We start from the raw sequence: 14,694 nt of genomic DNA on the forward strand, positions 1-14,694 counted from the left end.
GCTTTGCCTTATTTTTTCAGGAAATCGTGCTCAATGATCAACCGTCCAGCCCGCGGATGGGCATCAAGGGTGCTTCCAAGGTCAGTCCGATCGACAAACTCCATCCTGGCAGTTGGGAAAGACCCTGGCGCAATATGGTTCAATGCCAGGTTCAACAGGTATTCCTTTGTATCACCAAAGGGAAGCAGGGTTTTCTGACTAAGCTCTAATCCCTGGAGGTTTGGCTGGAAGCCATTGGAATAATCCGACTGGTCGTTTTTGTTGAAAGTTTGGGAAACAATCGGCAGTAGACCATACTTGTTCTCAGGATTGTCCTCATCCTCGATAGCCACAGATCCCACATTTTTTCCGACCGTGACGTCGCCCACTAGGAACACATCCATGTATGGTTTTAGTCCATTGATGATCAGCTCGGAGGCTGATGCCGTACGCCTGGATGTGATGATATAAACCCGGTTGTTTGCCAGAACCGGGCCAAGATTTTGCGCTTTTGCTTTAAACAAGCGCTGCACATTCTGGTATTCGGGAAACTGCATGATAAAGCTGTTGAACTTGGTCTTGGAAAATACATCCGTCGCGGTCACATTGGGTGCAATAAGGCTGGCCAGATTGATCGCACTAGATTCGAACCCGCCACCGTTATACCGAAAATCAAGGATCAGGTGCTTGATGCCTTCTGCCTTAAATTTGGCGAAGATGGCATCCATTTCGTCGTCATACAGGGTGGACTGACCCTCAATGCCTGGAGCAAAGAAATGATAAACCAGATAACCCACCTTATCGCCGTTTACGGTGTAAATGGAATCGAGGAAATTGGGATTTTCCGATAGCACTACAGGGGTCAGGTCGACTGGCGTTTGTGCCACAAACTGATCGGTAGCCGGGTTGTATCGGAAGTAGGATACAGAGTGCGGCTGGTCCAATTTGCTCAATATATCCTGGTAATTGTCCAAGGTGATCCTTACGCCGTTAATTTGGGTGATGAGATCCCCTCTTTTCAATCCTTTGGACTCAGCGGAACTCCCTTTTTTGATGTAGGAAATAAACGCGACCACGTTGTTGTTGGTACTACTTTCACGGGCAAGCAGAAACTCGTACCCTGCTTCCTTGCTGGTACCTTGGAGTGAGTTGATCAATTCCTGGTAATCGGGATAGATCACCGAGAACCTATCGGTGGGACGGTTGAGTAGGGATTCGAAATAATCCTCGGGGTCTGATTCCAGTGAAATGGGGGTTTTCATGGATTCCAGCCAATAGTACACCTGGTCCATCAATTCCTTGATCCAAGTGTTTACCTTGGCATTGGCGGATAGTGTCGGCGGGGTATCTTCCTCTTTGTCTTTACAGGATTGAAATACGAGCAGGAAGACAAAACCCCACATCAGGGGCTTCAGGAAGTAGGTGTTGGATTTCATACCGATACGCGTTTAGTGAATGTTGGCCGAATACAGATGCAATAACGTGCTGTACGGCCAAATGGATTTCCAAATTAAGGGACAATTTTGAAAAATAAAATGCTAGTAGGCAGTATTGATGGAAATGTCCTCCGTCTTGCTGTCCAACAGTTTTCCTTTTTCACATTTCAATACCCGGTAGGGATACTTCCTCAGCAAATCATGGTTGTGGGTAGCCATCAGGATGGCCGTGCCCTCGTTGTTGATTTCCTGGAAAAGCTTGAAGATGCCATCTGCCACATCAGGGTCCAAGTTGCCCGTAGGTTCGTCGGCAAGCAGAATGGAAGGTTGGTTGATAAGCGCGCGGGCAATGACTATCCGCTGCTGTTCCCCGCCCGAAAGCTGATGGGGCATCTTGGTCGCTGCATCCGCCAAACCCACCCTCATCAGAACCTCTACCATGCGGTTTTTCATCTTTTCCCGATCCGTCCATCCTGTCGCCCGCATGACGAAGAACAGGTTCTCAGCCACGGTCCTATCCGGGAACAACTGAAAGTCCTGAAAGACGATTCCCAACTTCCTGCGCAGGAAGGGAACCTCATTCCTTTTGATCTTTTCGAGGTGGAAGCCAACGATCTCTGCCTTTCCCATTTTAAGGGGCAGGTCGGCATAGAGGGTTTTTAGCAGGGAACTTTTCCCGCTTCCCGTCCTTCCGATCAGAAAGACAAACTCATCCGGCTCGATGGAGAAGTTCACATCTTGCAGCACCGTATCCAAGCCTTGGAAAATAACGGCGCCTTTGACATCAATAATGGGTTGTTTGGAAAAAACCATTACAGTTCAAGTTTTTGGGGTTTGCCAAACGGGAGCTCTTTGATCAAGGCTTCCAAGGCTTCTTCTTTGCCTTCAAAACCGAATTTCTCGATGTTTTTCAAGGGTCTGTCTGCCCTGAAATATGCGACCAAGACAAAGTTGTCATCCCGGATTTGGATGTAGTCTGGGATTTTGGCTTTGCCTTTGACCTTCAAAATGTACATGTGTGCGATGGTTGGTTCAGTGGAAGAACTCGATTCCAAGTGATATGGTTTTTATTCCGGGGCCGGCCCAAGACTTCCCTGGAAATGGCCCTCGCAAAACCTTTGGATTTACTTTCCTGCAGCCTTGGCATGGTCAGCCAAGAATTGGGCCAAACCACTGTCGGTCAACGGATGCTTCAGCAACCCTGTAATGACCTTGAGCGGGCAAGTCGCCACATCGGCGCCGATTTCCGCACATTTGATCAGGTGCATGGTATGGCGAATAGACGCAGCCAGGACCTGTGTCGCAAAGCCATAGTTTTGGTAAATCAACACCAATTGCTCGATCAATTCAAGCCCGTCATAAGAGACGTCATCAAGTCTGCCGATAAATGGGGAAACGTAGGTTGCACCCGCTTTCGCAGCCAAAATGCCCTGACCAGCAGAAAACACCAAGGTACAGTTGGTACGGATGCCCTCGCTGCTAAAGTATTTGATCGCCTTGACGCCATCTTTGATCATCGGGATTTTGACCACGATTTTGTCGTCGATCTTGGCCAATTCCTTTCCTTCCCGGATCATACCTTCAAAATCGGTGGCAATGACTTCAGCGCTGACGTTGTCGTCCACTATATCGCAGATGGCTTTGTAATGAGCACGCACGCGTTCTTCCCCACTGATGCCTTCCTTGGCCATGAGGGATGGGTTGGTGGTGACGCCGTCCAATACACCGAGGTCGTAGGCTTCCTTGATTTCGTTGAGGTTGGCAGTATCGATAAAGAATTTCATGGGGAATAGGTTTAAAGTTGACAGGTGCAAAGTTAGACGAAATATCAGGAACTGGAAGGGGGGAGGGGAGGAATGTAGGGACGCCGTTGGGGAACGTACCAAGTACGAAGTACAAAGTACCAAGTAGATCGCCCCATTGAGGCGTGGTCACGTCGATCATGGTCTGTGTTATCAAAGTCCTAGGGTTTTCGGATATTGGAAATACCATCCTCACCACCTGAGGCCCTTCTGTGGCATTCAGAGTTTTTAATATTTCGCATTTACAGAAAGGCAATGACAAATGCGTTCACACCCCGGACGCAGCGATTTAGCGGCGAACGTCGCGAGAAAATTATTCATGTCCATGGAAGGCAAGAGGAGCCGAATCCAAATCCTAAAGTTGAGACAGACCCCTCCATTGGGGTGACAAAGTAGGGTCCTTTCCAACCATGAAGCTTACAGGATTGCATCATTTGGCATTCCCCATTTCCCCTAGGAGCAGGCAGATACAGCATAAAAACCAATTCGACAGGATGATGCCAAGGGAGAATACCCGGGGGATAGCGGTGGTCGCCAACCGGTGAACCGCAAACACGAATCAATAGTGGTGCATCATTTTAACGAAGCTTGGATCTGACATTGATGTGGGCGCCAAATTTTTTATATTTCAGCATGTTTCGATCCGAAGAGCCTTGGCTTTCCAGGTAGATAAATCCGCATCAGGTACATTTTGAAAAAATGTCAGGTCGAACGGCTTCCTATTTGAATTCAAATTGTTTCCTTTTTCCTAGCCTTTGAGTATGATCGACAGTATCAAAACCTATATCATGGACATATTGTCCTTGTTTGTTCCCGGAGCAGTCGCTTTCGCCATATTGGGTCGCGTACCGGCCATTGATCAATTCTTCATTGAAACACATTTGTACGAATACGAAGGATGGGTGCATGTGGCCAAATTTCTGGTGCTGATCTACATCTTGGGCCATTTTCTGTTCTTTTTTGGGTCTTTGCTTGATGATTGGGTCTATGACAAATTGAAGGACAGCATCTGGAAAAACAAGTCTTTGCAGGATATGGTCGTTCGGTTCAAGATCTACCAAACAGGAATCGCAGACGGGGATACCTTCAATGCCTTCAAGTGGTGTTCGGCCTGGCTGTTGATCCATCAGCCCAAGCTGTATGAACAAATGGAGCGCCATATGGCAGAATCCAAGTTTTTCCGAAGCTTGGTGGTGGTGGGCCTGTTGGCGGTAGCGATATTTGGAAGCCAATCCGACGTAGGCCTAGCCCTCGTTTCACTTTTGGTGACTGCCTTTTCCCTGGTCAGGTACATGACCCAAAGAAAGAAAAGTGTGGACATGGCCTATCAGGGGGTGATCACGGCTTCTGTCGACTTCAAGGATTTTGTCAACAAAAGCTAGATGTACAAGAGCAAAGAAATCCGGTGGTTTGGGGAAGAGGAACAGCCGCATTTGATCGCGTGGTTTGGAAAGCAGGGACTCAGCTTCGAAACAACGACCCCCCGGATTGACCATTACCTGATATTGCCATTCAGACAGATCAGCATCAAACTGCGGGAAGGAAACATTGAGGTCAAAACACGGATCGCCAATCCGGATTTCGCCAAATTGGAACCCACAGCCTCGGGAGTTTTTGAGCTGTACGAAAAATGGAGTTTCAGACTGAGCGAAAGTGATTTCTTGAGCAGGGAAATCATTGGTCATGGAATAGAGCAATGGCTTGCCACGGAGAAGCGAAGAATGGGATTGAAGGTCAGCATGGATGCATCTGGCCAACAGCGTATAATACCAATCGGGGACCAGATCCCTTTTGGCTGCCAATTGGAATATACCGAGCTGAAGGTCAAAGGCAGGACGACATATACTTTTGCGTTGGAGTGGTTTGGGGATAGATTCATTGACTTGGACCCTGCAATCCTTTCGGCGCTTTTGGGGGGACATGAGTTTCGGTTGGAGGATTCCATGGGATATGGGGAATATTTGATGAAGGTAAATGGTTTTGTGCCCTGATTCCCCGCTGTTGGGCTTGTGGTGGATTCCCAAATCCAATGTTTGTTAACGATTCTTCCTTTCTCGAATAGAAGTTCTGTTTCGACCGTGCAGGGGAGTGAAAGTTCGCCAGGCCGGCCCGAGCCCTGCGCGTTTAAAGGCACGGACTTTCCCGACATCCTGCGTTTCCGTACGCAGGGTCTTGAGCTTTTTAGATTACGTCCTTTCGAAACAGGCTGTACCCTTTACTTGAAGATGGCGCCCGTTTGGGGCTTTGATTTCTCAAACTTGAACAATATGCCTTCCACTCCCAACACACCCCTCTCCTCGAGGAGCGGGTCGGGGAGAAAAAAGGCGTCCATTCATCATTGTGAATTCGCCTATTCCAATCCTTTAATCCCCTACCACACCTACAGGCATTAGAATTTCCGATACTTTCCGCCCAAGTGCTTATTCGCTTTTTTCTCAGAGAACCGGGCTTTCTTGCTGTCCCAATGGAGCGTTTCGTTGGGGAACCTACCGGCAATCACACCCAATAAGATGGTTTCGGTAAGTCTGGCGGAGTATTCGAAAGGCGCGCTGCATTCCCCTTTTCCCAGACAGGCATCCACAAACTGATGGTAATGCTTTTTGCTTTCTCCGGCATAGTCCTTGACCGGTGCGCCAAGTTTGAACGGAGCCACGTCGAATTCCTGGTATTTTCCATCCACGATCCATCGGGGAAGCTCCATAAAGTGGGGCAGCAGCAACCTGCCTTTCTCTCCCATAAACATGGCGCCTTGTTCCGGTAACTTGTCCCCATTGGGAAGCTGCAAGTCGGCATGGTCTGCCGGAGCACCCGCACCATCATACCATACCCACTTGAGCGTTTCTGCGGTGTAAGGGGTAGACGGGAATTCGTAGGTCACGATGTTGTTTTCAGGGAATCCGAATCCGGTGGGCTTGCGGCATTCGTTGCGGATGGTACGCGGTACATCCAACTGTAGGGCATTGTAAGGCGTATCGAAAATATGCACGCCCATGTCGCCCAGGGTGCCGCAACCGAAGTCCATGATTTTTCTCCAGTTGCCGGGATGGTAGACCCCCTCATTGTAGGCGCGCTTGGGCGCCGTTCCCAGCCAGAGGTTCCAGTCCAGGTTTTCTGGAACTGGATCACTTCCTGTTGGTTCAGGACCGTCAAATCCCCAGTTCTTGGGAGACCAGGCCCTGACCGTATGTACTTTGCCAATGATTCCCGATTGAATCAGGAGCGTGGCCAGCTTGTAATCGTAGAAGGAATGCACCTGAATACCCATCTGCGTCACAAGCTTCCTTTCTTCAGCCATCTTTTTCATGGCCCTAGCCTCAGTCACGTGATGGGTGAGGGGTTTTTGGCAATAGACCGGTTTGTCCATTTCCATCGCCATCAAGGAGGCAGGTGCATGGGTATGGTCAGGGGTGGATACGACCGCGGCATCAAACTCATTTTTCATTTCCTTCAGCATCACCCGGTAGTCGGGATAGCTTTTGGCATTGGGATACAGGGCTTTTGCACGGGCGAGCATTTTGCTGTCCACATCGCAAAGGCCCACGACTTCCACCTCCGGATGGGAAGCAATGGCTGCCAGGTCCTCCATGCCCATGCCCCCTAGGCCGATATGGACTGTTCGCAATTTGCCTGCGGCTTTTGCTTGTGCCAGGATGCTCGGTGCCAAAGCCAATCCTGCTACTCCTAAAGCTGACTTTTTGAAAAAGTCCCTGCGGTTGATCACCTGAAAATTCTTCTTCATCGGGTTATTGTTGTTTATTGGTTGATGGTAATTCTTTGATACGGATGTTTCGAAAATAGAGTAAATCCCCATGTCCCAAGAAGCCAATGTGGCCTTTGCTGCGCTGCAAGCCGGGGTGCTGTTGTTGGTCAAGGGTTCCATTTTTGCTGGCTTCCAAGTAATCGCCTTCAAGAATGGTGGTCCCATTGAGGATCACCTTGATTTTGGGATGCTGGACGATTACCTCTTGCTGATTCCACTCACCAGGCGCTTTCAAATATCCGCGCTTGGCGGGCATGACGCCGTAGACGGAACCATGGTATTGGTAGACCTTCAGGTTGGCATATTTTTCGGCTTCATTGTCCAAGATCTGAATCTCTTTGCCCACATAGGCAGCATCCCCTTCCAAAGGGGCATGGATGCCCAGGCCATTGTTGGCACCTGGAGTGAGTTTGAACTCAAAACGCAAAATGAAATTCCCGTATTCTTTCTCCGTGAAAAGATTTCCTCCGCCACCACCTTTGGGATCCACGACGATCATGCCGTTTTCGGCCCGGTATGCGGATTTATTGCCAATCCATCCTTCTAGGTTTTGACCATTGAAAAGCGTAGTGAAGCCATTTTCTGGGACTTCTTGGGCTTGGAGCCATCCAAATAACAGCAGCAAGGGAACATGAAGCAGGACTCTTAGTCTCATGGGTTTGGTGGGTAGGAAGGATTGGAAAATACAGAAGCCATCCGCGCAGGTGCCTTTCTTGTAGCTTAAATAATCGAAAAAAACTGGATTAAAAAACTTATTGAAAAATTTAAAAGCGGGTATGACCTGGGACGCTTTCCTATTTCATCCGACACCCCTTAATTGATGCCACATTAATTCAAGTCAATCGTAATCCTCGATTCCGAAGTCAGCCCATTGCTGCCTTATCCTTCGCGAAAGCCCAATTTCATTCTTATATGATTACATCCCAATGATCCCAAAAGTATTTTATGGAAAGGAGACAATCTTGGTTCGTATCCGTCATCGTGAATTGATCGAAATTTTCCCTAATCCCTTATCCCCAATCTCCTGTTGCTCATCAACTTAGCCAACTACTTCACCACCAACAATGGTACATGTGTATGGTAGGCCATTTGAAGGGAGTGGCTTTTATTGAAAAGGTATTCGTAGAAGTTCTTGCTTTTGGAAATCATGGTAAGGATCGTCGCGGGGTTGATTTGAAGGAAAGTCGCGATGCCTTCGTCGAGACCTGCGGCCTGAACGAGCTGAAAATTAAGGTCCAAATTGGGGTATCTTTCCTTCAGGTAGACCTCCAATCCCTTAAACTCGATCTTTTTTTCGAAGGATTCTTCCAGCTCCACATGAAAGAAAGTGTACCGAAGGTCCAATCCCTTGGTGAGTTTGAAGATATGTTTGAAGTATCTTTCGTCTTCATTGTTCAGTTCCAAGGCGACGGCTATTTGGTCCATTCTCTCGAGGCTTGCATCAGCAGGCACGGCCAAGACGGGAACTTTGGACTCTTTGATCACATGGCCTGTGTTGGAACCAATCAGGGCCTTTTTGATGCCACTGGCACCTTGGGTGCCCATGACGATGAGGTCGTATTCTTCTTGGTAGGCCAAAGAAGTCACAGCGGAGGCAACACTTCCCTGCAAGATGCGGTAGTTCATGTCGAGGCCCGCTTCCTTACCCTTGGCCACGAGCTTCTTCAGGTCCTGTTTGGCCTCATGCTCGATCTGGGCGATGATTTCCGTGGCTTGGGCGGCAAAATCGTATACGGCGTAGAAGGCATACAACAAGGTGATGGATGCATGGTTCTTCGCTGCAAGGTTTTTCGCGAATTCTAGTGCCTTGTTGGCATTGTCGGAGAAATCGGTGGGGACGAGGATTTTCATGGTTTTTGGGTCTTGATATCGTAGGTGTCCTTATTAGGCCGGTCGGTTTTTTTTTACCTAGGCCAATTTACCGAAAAAAAAGGGTAGGAAATGCTGATTTTGGTCAGTTGAAAAGTTGATTTTTTTGGTTTGGGGAAGGAAACAGAAAAGTACGAGTTGAGGAATGGGGGATGGGAAGGTAAAGTATTCGTTTTGAAAACAGACGGATTGCGAAAGGAAGGCATTTGATGATGGAGATGCCAAAATCCGAGAAATGATAAAGGGCAGTTTTTTCATGGATAAAAATCATATTCCACTGTAACATTCGTCACGCTTTGGCGACTATTTCAGGGATATTTTTGGATCAAGAAAGAAAATTTAAAGGAAACTTACGGATGGGGGGCGAAAGTCTCCCAACATTCCATAAAGTGATTAGTTGTGGTTTATGGGAGTACCGAAAGAGGGCAATCAGTAGATTGTCCTTTTTCTTTCAATCAATTAAGTTAGTGACATGGAAATCGAAAAGTACATCAAGATCATCGGCGATTCTTACTACGGGTATTTCAATTACCTCGTCAACGAGATGTTTTATCCCTCTTTGCACAACTACTTTTGGTGGCTTCTGGGGTTGTCGGTAGGCGTGTGGCTCTTGGAGATTTTCTTGCCTTGGCGCGAAAAGCAAGCCATTTTCCGAAAGGACTTTTGGCTGGATGGCTTCTACATGTTTTTCAATTACTTCCTCTTTTCGCTCATTGCCTACAACGCGATTTCAAATGTGGCGGTGGAATTGTTCAATGATTTTCTGGGCCTGTTTGGTGTGGAAAACATCGTAGCCATCCAAATTGAGTCTTGGCCTAGATGGGCGCAATTCCTGCTTATGTTCCTGATTGCGGATTTTATACAATGGAATGTGCACCGCCTGCTGCATCGGGTGCCTGCACTTTGGGAGTTCCACAAGGTGCACCATTCGGTGGAGGAAATGGGCTTTGCGGCACACCTCAGGTTTCATTGGATGGAGACCATCCTGTACAAATCCGCCCAATATATTCCCCTTGCGATGATCGGGTATGGATTGGAGGACTTCTTCATCGTGCACATCTTCACTACAGCCATCGGGCACCTCAACCACGCGAATATCAAGTTGACGTACGGGCCCTTGAAATACATCCTTAACAATCCCGTCATGCACCTTTGGCACCATGCGAAGGCTTTACCCAAGAATATGCCCTACGGAGTGAATTATGGGATCACGTTGAGCCTTTGGGACTACCTATTCAAGACCGACTACATTCCACATGAAGGGGAATATGAGCCCCTGGGTTTCGATGGGATGGAAGAGTTTCCCAAAACATTTTGGCAACAGGTGACCTATCCGTTTTTTAAAAAGAAGTCGAACGAGGCTGCGGAATAGCAGGCATTCCCGTTCCCATGAATAAACGAGAAGAAAATGAAATCCAGCCTCAATAATTGGAGATTTGTCATCCTGCTTTGCCTAACCTTGGGTTTGGCGCCTTTTGTACCTGAACCTCATATCTGGGGAAAAATCCGCTGGATTGCGGGCGGCGCCAAAGGAATGGCTGCGCTCGATTGGTTTGATTTTTTCTTCCATGCCATTCCCTGGATCTTGTTGCTGAGGTTGATTGTACTCAAATCGACCGGAAAGCTTGGCAAGCCGGAAGCGAAGGCAGCCGCAAAGTAATTCCCTGTGTGATGAAGGTTACTGTATGAGGGCAGGCCTTGCTCGTAAATTTGCTTTACAATAAATCAAAAACGGCCAAGGGCGGGTGAACACCATCGTTGCGCTGCCATCCAGAATCGGCAATCTCAAATCACACATACCATGTTCAATTTCTTTAAAGCAAAACCAAAAACGTATTCGGACCTTTCTTGTGAAGACTTCAAGAAGGGCATGAACGAAAAAGACGCCGTCATCATCGACGTCAGGACCGCCGGTGAATTCAACTCAGGCAAACTCAAAGGTGCCCGTAACATCGACATCATGGGCTCCGGATTCATGGCACAGGTCCAAAATCTTCCCAAGGACAAAAAATACTACCTCTATTGCCGCAGCGGCAACCGCAGTGGCCAAGCCTGTGAGGTGATGGCCAAGTTGGGATTCGAAAACTTGAACAATATGGCTGGCGGCATCATGAGCTGGCCTTACGAAGTTGTATAAATTAGATTGGGTTGAATGGTGTTGAAGTCCAGCCTCGGTTTCCGGGGCTGGACTTTTTTTTGATTGCTGTACTTCGGAAAAATCCGGCAAAGGACCTCGCTCGTGGTAGTTTATTCGTTTTTTGGGCTAAGAAGGATGTTCTCCACTGCTGCCTTTTCGATCATCGTACCGTCAAAATACACCGGGAAATACCGGTCCTTTGCCCAAAGCGGGAACAGATTGCCATAAAAAGGGCTAGCTGGATTTCCCGATTGACCAGGGGTGTTGGTGCCCTTGGATTTTTCCCAATCTGCAGTATCCACGATCAACCGAAAAGAAGCCCCAAAATTGTTGTTGTCTCCGTAGCCTGTGGCCGAGGGGCTAAAGCTGTAACCACCTCTCGGAACAGGCCCAAAGTCCAGTAGCTGCTGGATTTCCGGCTTGACCAAGGCGCTGAGCGGGTGCCGAAGCAGCGCGTGTTTGTAGGCGTTTTGGCCGTATTGCCATTTTTGTATGTCGGGGCCAAGCTTGATCTCGAGCTTCGAAATGGCTTTTTCAAAAGTCGCGATTAGGAAGGCATCTCTTCTTTGCTGCGGATTTGACTCAAACACCATTTCCGGGTGCGACATCCATTCGAGGACCTTGGTCATTTGGATTTGCCCATACAAATCATGTACCGCCTCGGGTACCACAAGTGGCTTCAGGTCTTCGCGGATGGTACGCTCCCACATGATATAGATTGCTGCCGGAATGGAGCCTGCTTCAAGGTTTTTGTCCCATTGGTTCAAAAGCAACTGTATGTCGGAAAGTCTCTTGTCCCGTAGCTGCAAGTTGGTCAGCATGGGAACCAAAATCCGTGCTGGTAAGGCTTGATGGTCATTTTGCAGTTGCTGCATGAGTGGCAAGCTTGCTTTTTCGGTTTCTCCAAGCACCTGCCTTATTCGATCTCCCCGGAAGGCATCCGCCCACTCATAACCCAAAGCCTCGGGAAACGGGTAATCCGCCGGACTTACGTTTTCATTTGCCGTGACGATGAAGCCTTCTTTTGGATTCATGCTATGGGGTCGGTCCTGCATTGGCAAAATCCCATCCCAATCCATGCTGCCATCGCCCAAGGCTGCCACTAATCCCGAGTGTTTGCGTCGTATGGGACTGATCCCCGTAGCCTGCCAACCGATGTTGCCTTCCTTGTCAGCCCAGACCATGTTTTCGGCAGGTACATGATTATACTTGCAAGCGTCACGGAATTCCTCCCAACTTTTGGCTTGCCCCATGCGGAGGCTAGCCAAGTAAGGTGTCCCGCCGGGCCGTAGCCAAGCGCATTCGACAGCCACGGCTTTGTGCAATAGGGTATCTACAAAAGTCACCGGTCCATGAACCGTGTAGTGATGGAGGACGATCTTTTGTCCCACATTTTTGACCATGATCGTATCAGAAACAGTATCCATTTTTTTCCACTTCCCAGCGTGGAAATAACGGGTCGGATCATTGGGGTCAAGGTCATACACCCGCAGGTCTTCCATATCAGTCTCAAAAATCGTCAATCCCCAAGCCCCTTGCGGATTATGTCCGATCGAAACCCCCGGGATGACCGGCTCACCGCCACCTACGACATCCCAGCCCGGCCCATGCAAGTGTACCCAATACCGCAAAGACGGGACGGCGATAGAACGATGGGGGTCATTCGCCAACATCGGGAAGCCGCTCTCCGTCCGGGATCCATGGATTACCCAATTGTTGCTGCCGTCATGCGCTCTTTCCAACGATTCTATCCCTTCTTCCACGGTTGTCGCCAATAGGGATATATCTTCGATTCCGGCCCGATAGGACGCTTGGATATCTTCCGGAAGAAACCTCAGAGGGGCACGAAAGGCGTTGTAGGGTGCAAGGATATCTTTTTCCAGCAATTCCTTGGGAATATTGGGGTGGAGGCTCAGGTCGGGCCGATTTGGATGGAAATAGTGGATGAATGCTGTTTTTTCTGGTCCAATCATGCTGACCATCCTTGAGAATGAGAGTTCGTCCTTTACGTTTTCCAAAAGGCCCTGATGCCGCGAAATCACCACTTCCCAGGTCCAAGGCTCCGGAAGGATATTCAAAAGTTTAAATTCCAGCGGGAGTAGGGCAGGATTGGCACGCGCCTCGGCGATGTAGGCATTGACGCCGCGGACAAAGGACTCGATGATTTGTTCCCCGCGCGGATGATAGTGGTTCAGTTCAGTCGATTTTGCTCCCCTGTATTTGAACAGGCGTACACCTTGATCGCGCGCAAGTTCCCGTTCACCGAAAATCTCCGCCATTGTCCCGGTAGCCTGTCGCCTCCATATTTCAAATTGGAACAATCGGTCCTTAGCGGCCAAGTATCCTTGGCTGAAAAAAAGGTCAGCCTCCGTTTCCGCGAAAATATGGTTGATGCCGGCAGAGTCCCGCAGTACCCTGACTTCTTTTTCCAGGCCATCGATTCGGATTTGGGTATTTTGGGCGTATAGGGGGATGCAGCAAGAGCATACCAACATCGCGGCAAAGAATAGTTTATACTGAAACCTGAGAGCGAACTTGTACACGGATATGGATTTTGGGTTTGGGGATTGGGTAATAATTTCGCCAAAAAAGGTGTTCGGAAAATAAAAATTGGATAAACGGTAGGGTCCTGTATTTTCGAACTTTGGAAATTAGGCCATCAAAACTTTCGCGCTATGAAAACAAGGTACCTATTCGTATTGCTTTTGGCTGCCGCCTGCCAGCAAGCCCCCAAGGAAGTCATCAAAGAGGAAAAAATCATCGAAAAGAAAATCGTTATGGACAAAGCGCTCAGGCACGTAGTATTGTTCAAGTTTAAAGACAGTTCTCCCCAGGCCGAGGTTGACAAGGTTGTAGAAGCTTTTATGGCACTTTCGGATAAAATTGACGTAATCCAGTCATTGGAGTGGGGTACCAACAACAGTCCTGAAGGATTGGCGCAAGGATTCACCCATTGTTTTTTGGTGACCTTTGCTTCAGAGGCTGATAGGGATACCTACCTGCCACATCCTGAGCATAAGGCTTTTGTGGAGGTACTGGGGCCTCATTTGGACAAAGTATTGGTCGTGGACTATTGGGCAACAAAATAGGGATTAGAATCTAATCCCTATTTACCGGAAGTTCACCGTTTTTGTGGTGCTCGTTGTCGCCTATGTCGACCACCTCGATCACGACAAAATTGCTGGCCCCTCGCCAAGGTAGGGCGTTCAGGTATTCCTTGTAGCGTAATTCTACAAATCGTCCACTTGCCCGTTCCAACTTGGCAGCGACCTCATCGTCCTTAGCGCTGAACCTGAATTCATTGCTTTGAAGTGCCCCTGCCGTCGGGCTTTGGAAGCCTTCCTGCACGATACGGCCTTCCCAAGTTTTGAAGACGTAGCCTTTCTTTTCAAAGTAGTTGAGGTTTCCGGCCTTGATTCCTTCTCCGAATACAAAATAGTACCTCCAATAGAATACCCCGGCCAAAATAACCACCAAGGCAAAGAGGGCAATTTTGACAAATTTCTTCATAATGATTGTTAGTGTGTGTTGGGTTGAAAATTCATGTCAATAAAAATATCCCCACAATTTGGGATTATTGGGCGAATAAAGCAACATTCAGCAGTGAGGCTCGGGGGATTTTTTCAACACATGTCCATGAAGCGACATGAACTCCTAGCGTCTTCAATTGTGGATGGCCACTCCGACGGGCAAAATGGAGTTCGCGTTCGT

16 protein-coding genes are annotated in these 14,694 nt (G+C 48.5%); 7 read left to right on the forward strand and 9 right to left on the reverse strand.

All coding sequences use genetic code 11. The annotated features are described in order from the left end of the window. Positions 1-8: 8 nt before the first annotated feature. From L0U89_RS10675 to fsa, 4 genes are all read right to left on the reverse strand, one after another. Complete coding sequence (locus L0U89_RS10675) at positions 9-1,415, reverse strand: S41 family peptidase (RefSeq protein WP_234861514.1); 1,407 nt, start codon at positions 1,413-1,415, stop codon at positions 9-11. Between the two features lie 102 nt (positions 1,416-1,517). Beyond that, positions 1,518-2,228 carry a cell division ATP-binding protein FtsE gene (locus L0U89_RS10680; protein ID WP_008623726.1) on the reverse strand — a complete coding sequence of 237 codons (711 nt, stop codon included), beginning with the start codon at positions 2,226-2,228 and terminating at the stop codon, positions 1,518-1,520. Continuing rightward, positions 2,228-2,431 carry a hypothetical protein gene (locus tag L0U89_RS10685; RefSeq protein WP_008623727.1) on the reverse strand — a complete coding sequence of 68 codons (204 nt, stop codon included), beginning with the start codon at positions 2,429-2,431 and terminating at the stop codon, positions 2,228-2,230. The genes L0U89_RS10680 and L0U89_RS10685 overlap by 1 nt, the downstream gene beginning before the upstream one ends. 108 nt (positions 2,432-2,539) lie before the next feature. Then, entirely contained in the window at positions 2,540-3,199 is a 660-nt protein-coding gene (fsa, locus tag L0U89_RS10690; RefSeq protein WP_234861515.1) for a fructose-6-phosphate aldolase, read from the reverse strand. A 428-nt stretch (positions 3,200-3,627) separates the two neighbouring features. Between fsa and L0U89_RS20470 the strand changes: the two genes are divergently transcribed. From L0U89_RS20470 to L0U89_RS10700, 3 genes are all read left to right on the forward strand, one after another. Next, a complete protein-coding gene (locus L0U89_RS20470; RefSeq protein ID WP_255777875.1) occupies positions 3,628-3,762 on the forward strand; it encodes a hypothetical protein in 135 nt (44 codons plus the stop codon). A 243-nt stretch (positions 3,763-4,005) separates the two neighbouring features. Continuing rightward, on the forward strand, positions 4,006-4,599 hold the full coding sequence (locus tag L0U89_RS10695) for a hypothetical protein (protein WP_234861516.1): 594 nt from the start codon (positions 4,006-4,008) through the stop codon (positions 4,597-4,599). Further along, entirely contained in the window at positions 4,600-5,208 is a 609-nt protein-coding gene (locus L0U89_RS10700; protein ID WP_234861517.1) for a hypothetical protein, read from the forward strand. 398 nt (positions 5,209-5,606) lie between these two features. On the opposite strand, the gene L0U89_RS10705 is transcribed toward L0U89_RS10700, so the two are convergent. The 3 genes from L0U89_RS10705 to L0U89_RS10715 all read right to left on the reverse strand — a co-directional run bounded on the left by L0U89_RS10705 (position 5,607) and on the right by L0U89_RS10715 (position 8,828). Next, a complete protein-coding gene (locus L0U89_RS10705) occupies positions 5,607-6,956 on the reverse strand; it encodes a Gfo/Idh/MocA family protein (protein WP_234861518.1) in 1,350 nt (449 codons plus the stop codon). A 4-nt stretch (positions 6,957-6,960) separates the two neighbouring features. Further along, positions 6,961-7,632 carry a 3-keto-disaccharide hydrolase gene (locus tag L0U89_RS10710; RefSeq protein ID WP_234861519.1) on the reverse strand — a complete coding sequence of 224 codons (672 nt, stop codon included), beginning with the start codon at positions 7,630-7,632 and terminating at the stop codon, positions 6,961-6,963. Between the two features lie 392 nt (positions 7,633-8,024). Beyond that, positions 8,025-8,828, reverse strand: a complete 804-nt coding sequence (locus L0U89_RS10715; RefSeq protein WP_234861520.1) for a universal stress protein — start codon at positions 8,826-8,828, stop codon at positions 8,025-8,027. Between the two features lie 496 nt (positions 8,829-9,324). On the opposite strand from L0U89_RS10715, the gene L0U89_RS10720 reads away from it, so the two are divergent. The 3 genes from L0U89_RS10720 to L0U89_RS10730 all read left to right on the forward strand — a co-directional run bounded on the left by L0U89_RS10720 (position 9,325) and on the right by L0U89_RS10730 (position 10,983). Further along, positions 9,325-10,218 carry a sterol desaturase family protein gene (locus L0U89_RS10720; RefSeq protein WP_234861606.1) on the forward strand — a complete coding sequence of 298 codons (894 nt, stop codon included), beginning with the start codon at positions 9,325-9,327 and terminating at the stop codon, positions 10,216-10,218. 36 nt (positions 10,219-10,254) lie between these two features. Next, positions 10,255-10,506 carry a hypothetical protein gene (locus L0U89_RS10725; protein ID WP_234861521.1) on the forward strand — a complete coding sequence of 84 codons (252 nt, stop codon included), beginning with the start codon at positions 10,255-10,257 and terminating at the stop codon, positions 10,504-10,506. A gap of 141 nt (positions 10,507-10,647) precedes the next feature. Next, the gene (locus L0U89_RS10730) at positions 10,648-10,983 is read left to right on the forward strand and encodes a rhodanese-like domain-containing protein (RefSeq protein ID WP_008623736.1); all 336 of its coding nucleotides are present in this window, start codon (positions 10,648-10,650) and stop codon (positions 10,981-10,983) included. Positions 10,984-11,093: 110 nt separating this feature from the next. Here L0U89_RS10730 and L0U89_RS10735 read toward each other — a convergent pair whose 3' ends face one another. Beyond that, positions 11,094-13,526 (reverse strand): penicillin acylase family protein, encoded by a 2,433-nt coding sequence (locus L0U89_RS10735; protein WP_234861522.1) that lies wholly within the window; start codon positions 13,524-13,526, stop codon positions 11,094-11,096. Positions 13,527-13,658: 132 nt separating this feature from the next. Between L0U89_RS10735 and L0U89_RS10740 the strand changes: the two genes are divergently transcribed. Beyond that, entirely contained in the window at positions 13,659-14,072 is a 414-nt protein-coding gene (locus tag L0U89_RS10740) for a Dabb family protein (RefSeq protein ID WP_234861523.1), read from the forward strand. 10 nt (positions 14,073-14,082) lie between these two features. Here the strand turns inward: L0U89_RS10740 and L0U89_RS10745 are convergent, their stop codons facing one another. Next, positions 14,083-14,493 (reverse strand): hypothetical protein, encoded by a 411-nt coding sequence (locus L0U89_RS10745; protein ID WP_234861524.1) that lies wholly within the window; start codon positions 14,491-14,493, stop codon positions 14,083-14,085. Between the last annotated feature and the right edge of the window lie 201 nt (positions 14,494-14,694).

This window comes from Mariniradius sediminis, assembly GCF_021491425.1.
In the GTDB taxonomy this organism is placed as follows: Bacteria; Bacteroidota; Bacteroidia; order Cytophagales; family Cyclobacteriaceae; genus Mariniradius; species Mariniradius saccharolyticus.

What these genes read in the sequence shown, in the direction of transcription:
- L0U89_RS10675 (WP_234861514.1), bottom strand. Translation starts at nt 1,415, where the DNA reads ATGAAATCCAACACCTACTTCCTGAAGCCCCTGATGTGGGGTTTTGTC.
- L0U89_RS10680 (WP_008623726.1), bottom strand. Translation starts at nt 2,228, where the DNA reads ATGGTTTTTTCCAAACAACCCATTATTGATGTCAAAGGCGCCGTTATT.
- L0U89_RS10685 (WP_008623727.1), bottom strand. Translation starts at nt 2,431, where the DNA reads ATGTACATTTTGAAGGTCAAAGGCAAAGCCAAAATCCCAGACTACATC.
- fsa (WP_234861515.1), bottom strand. Translation starts at nt 3,199, where the DNA reads ATGAAATTCTTTATCGATACTGCCAACCTCAACGAAATCAAGGAAGCC.
- L0U89_RS20470 (WP_255777875.1), top strand. Translation starts at nt 3,628, where the DNA reads ATGAAGCTTACAGGATTGCATCATTTGGCATTCCCCATTTCCCCTAGG.
- L0U89_RS10695 (WP_234861516.1), top strand. Translation starts at nt 4,006, where the DNA reads ATGGACATATTGTCCTTGTTTGTTCCCGGAGCAGTCGCTTTCGCCATA.
- L0U89_RS10700 (WP_234861517.1), top strand. Translation starts at nt 4,600, where the DNA reads ATGTACAAGAGCAAAGAAATCCGGTGGTTTGGGGAAGAGGAACAGCCG.
- L0U89_RS10705 (WP_234861518.1), bottom strand. Translation starts at nt 6,956, where the DNA reads ATGAAGAAGAATTTTCAGGTGATCAACCGCAGGGACTTTTTCAAAAAG.
- L0U89_RS10710 (WP_234861519.1), bottom strand. Translation starts at nt 7,632, where the DNA reads ATGAGACTAAGAGTCCTGCTTCATGTTCCCTTGCTGCTGTTATTTGGA.
- L0U89_RS10715 (WP_234861520.1), bottom strand. Translation starts at nt 8,828, where the DNA reads ATGAAAATCCTCGTCCCCACCGATTTCTCCGACAATGCCAACAAGGCA.
- L0U89_RS10725 (WP_234861521.1), top strand. Translation starts at nt 10,255, where the DNA reads ATGAAATCCAGCCTCAATAATTGGAGATTTGTCATCCTGCTTTGCCTA.
- L0U89_RS10730 (WP_008623736.1), top strand. Translation starts at nt 10,648, where the DNA reads ATGTTCAATTTCTTTAAAGCAAAACCAAAAACGTATTCGGACCTTTCT.
- L0U89_RS10740 (WP_234861523.1), top strand. Translation starts at nt 13,659, where the DNA reads ATGAAAACAAGGTACCTATTCGTATTGCTTTTGGCTGCCGCCTGCCAG.
- L0U89_RS10745 (WP_234861524.1), bottom strand. Translation starts at nt 14,493, where the DNA reads ATGAAGAAATTTGTCAAAATTGCCCTCTTTGCCTTGGTGGTTATTTTG.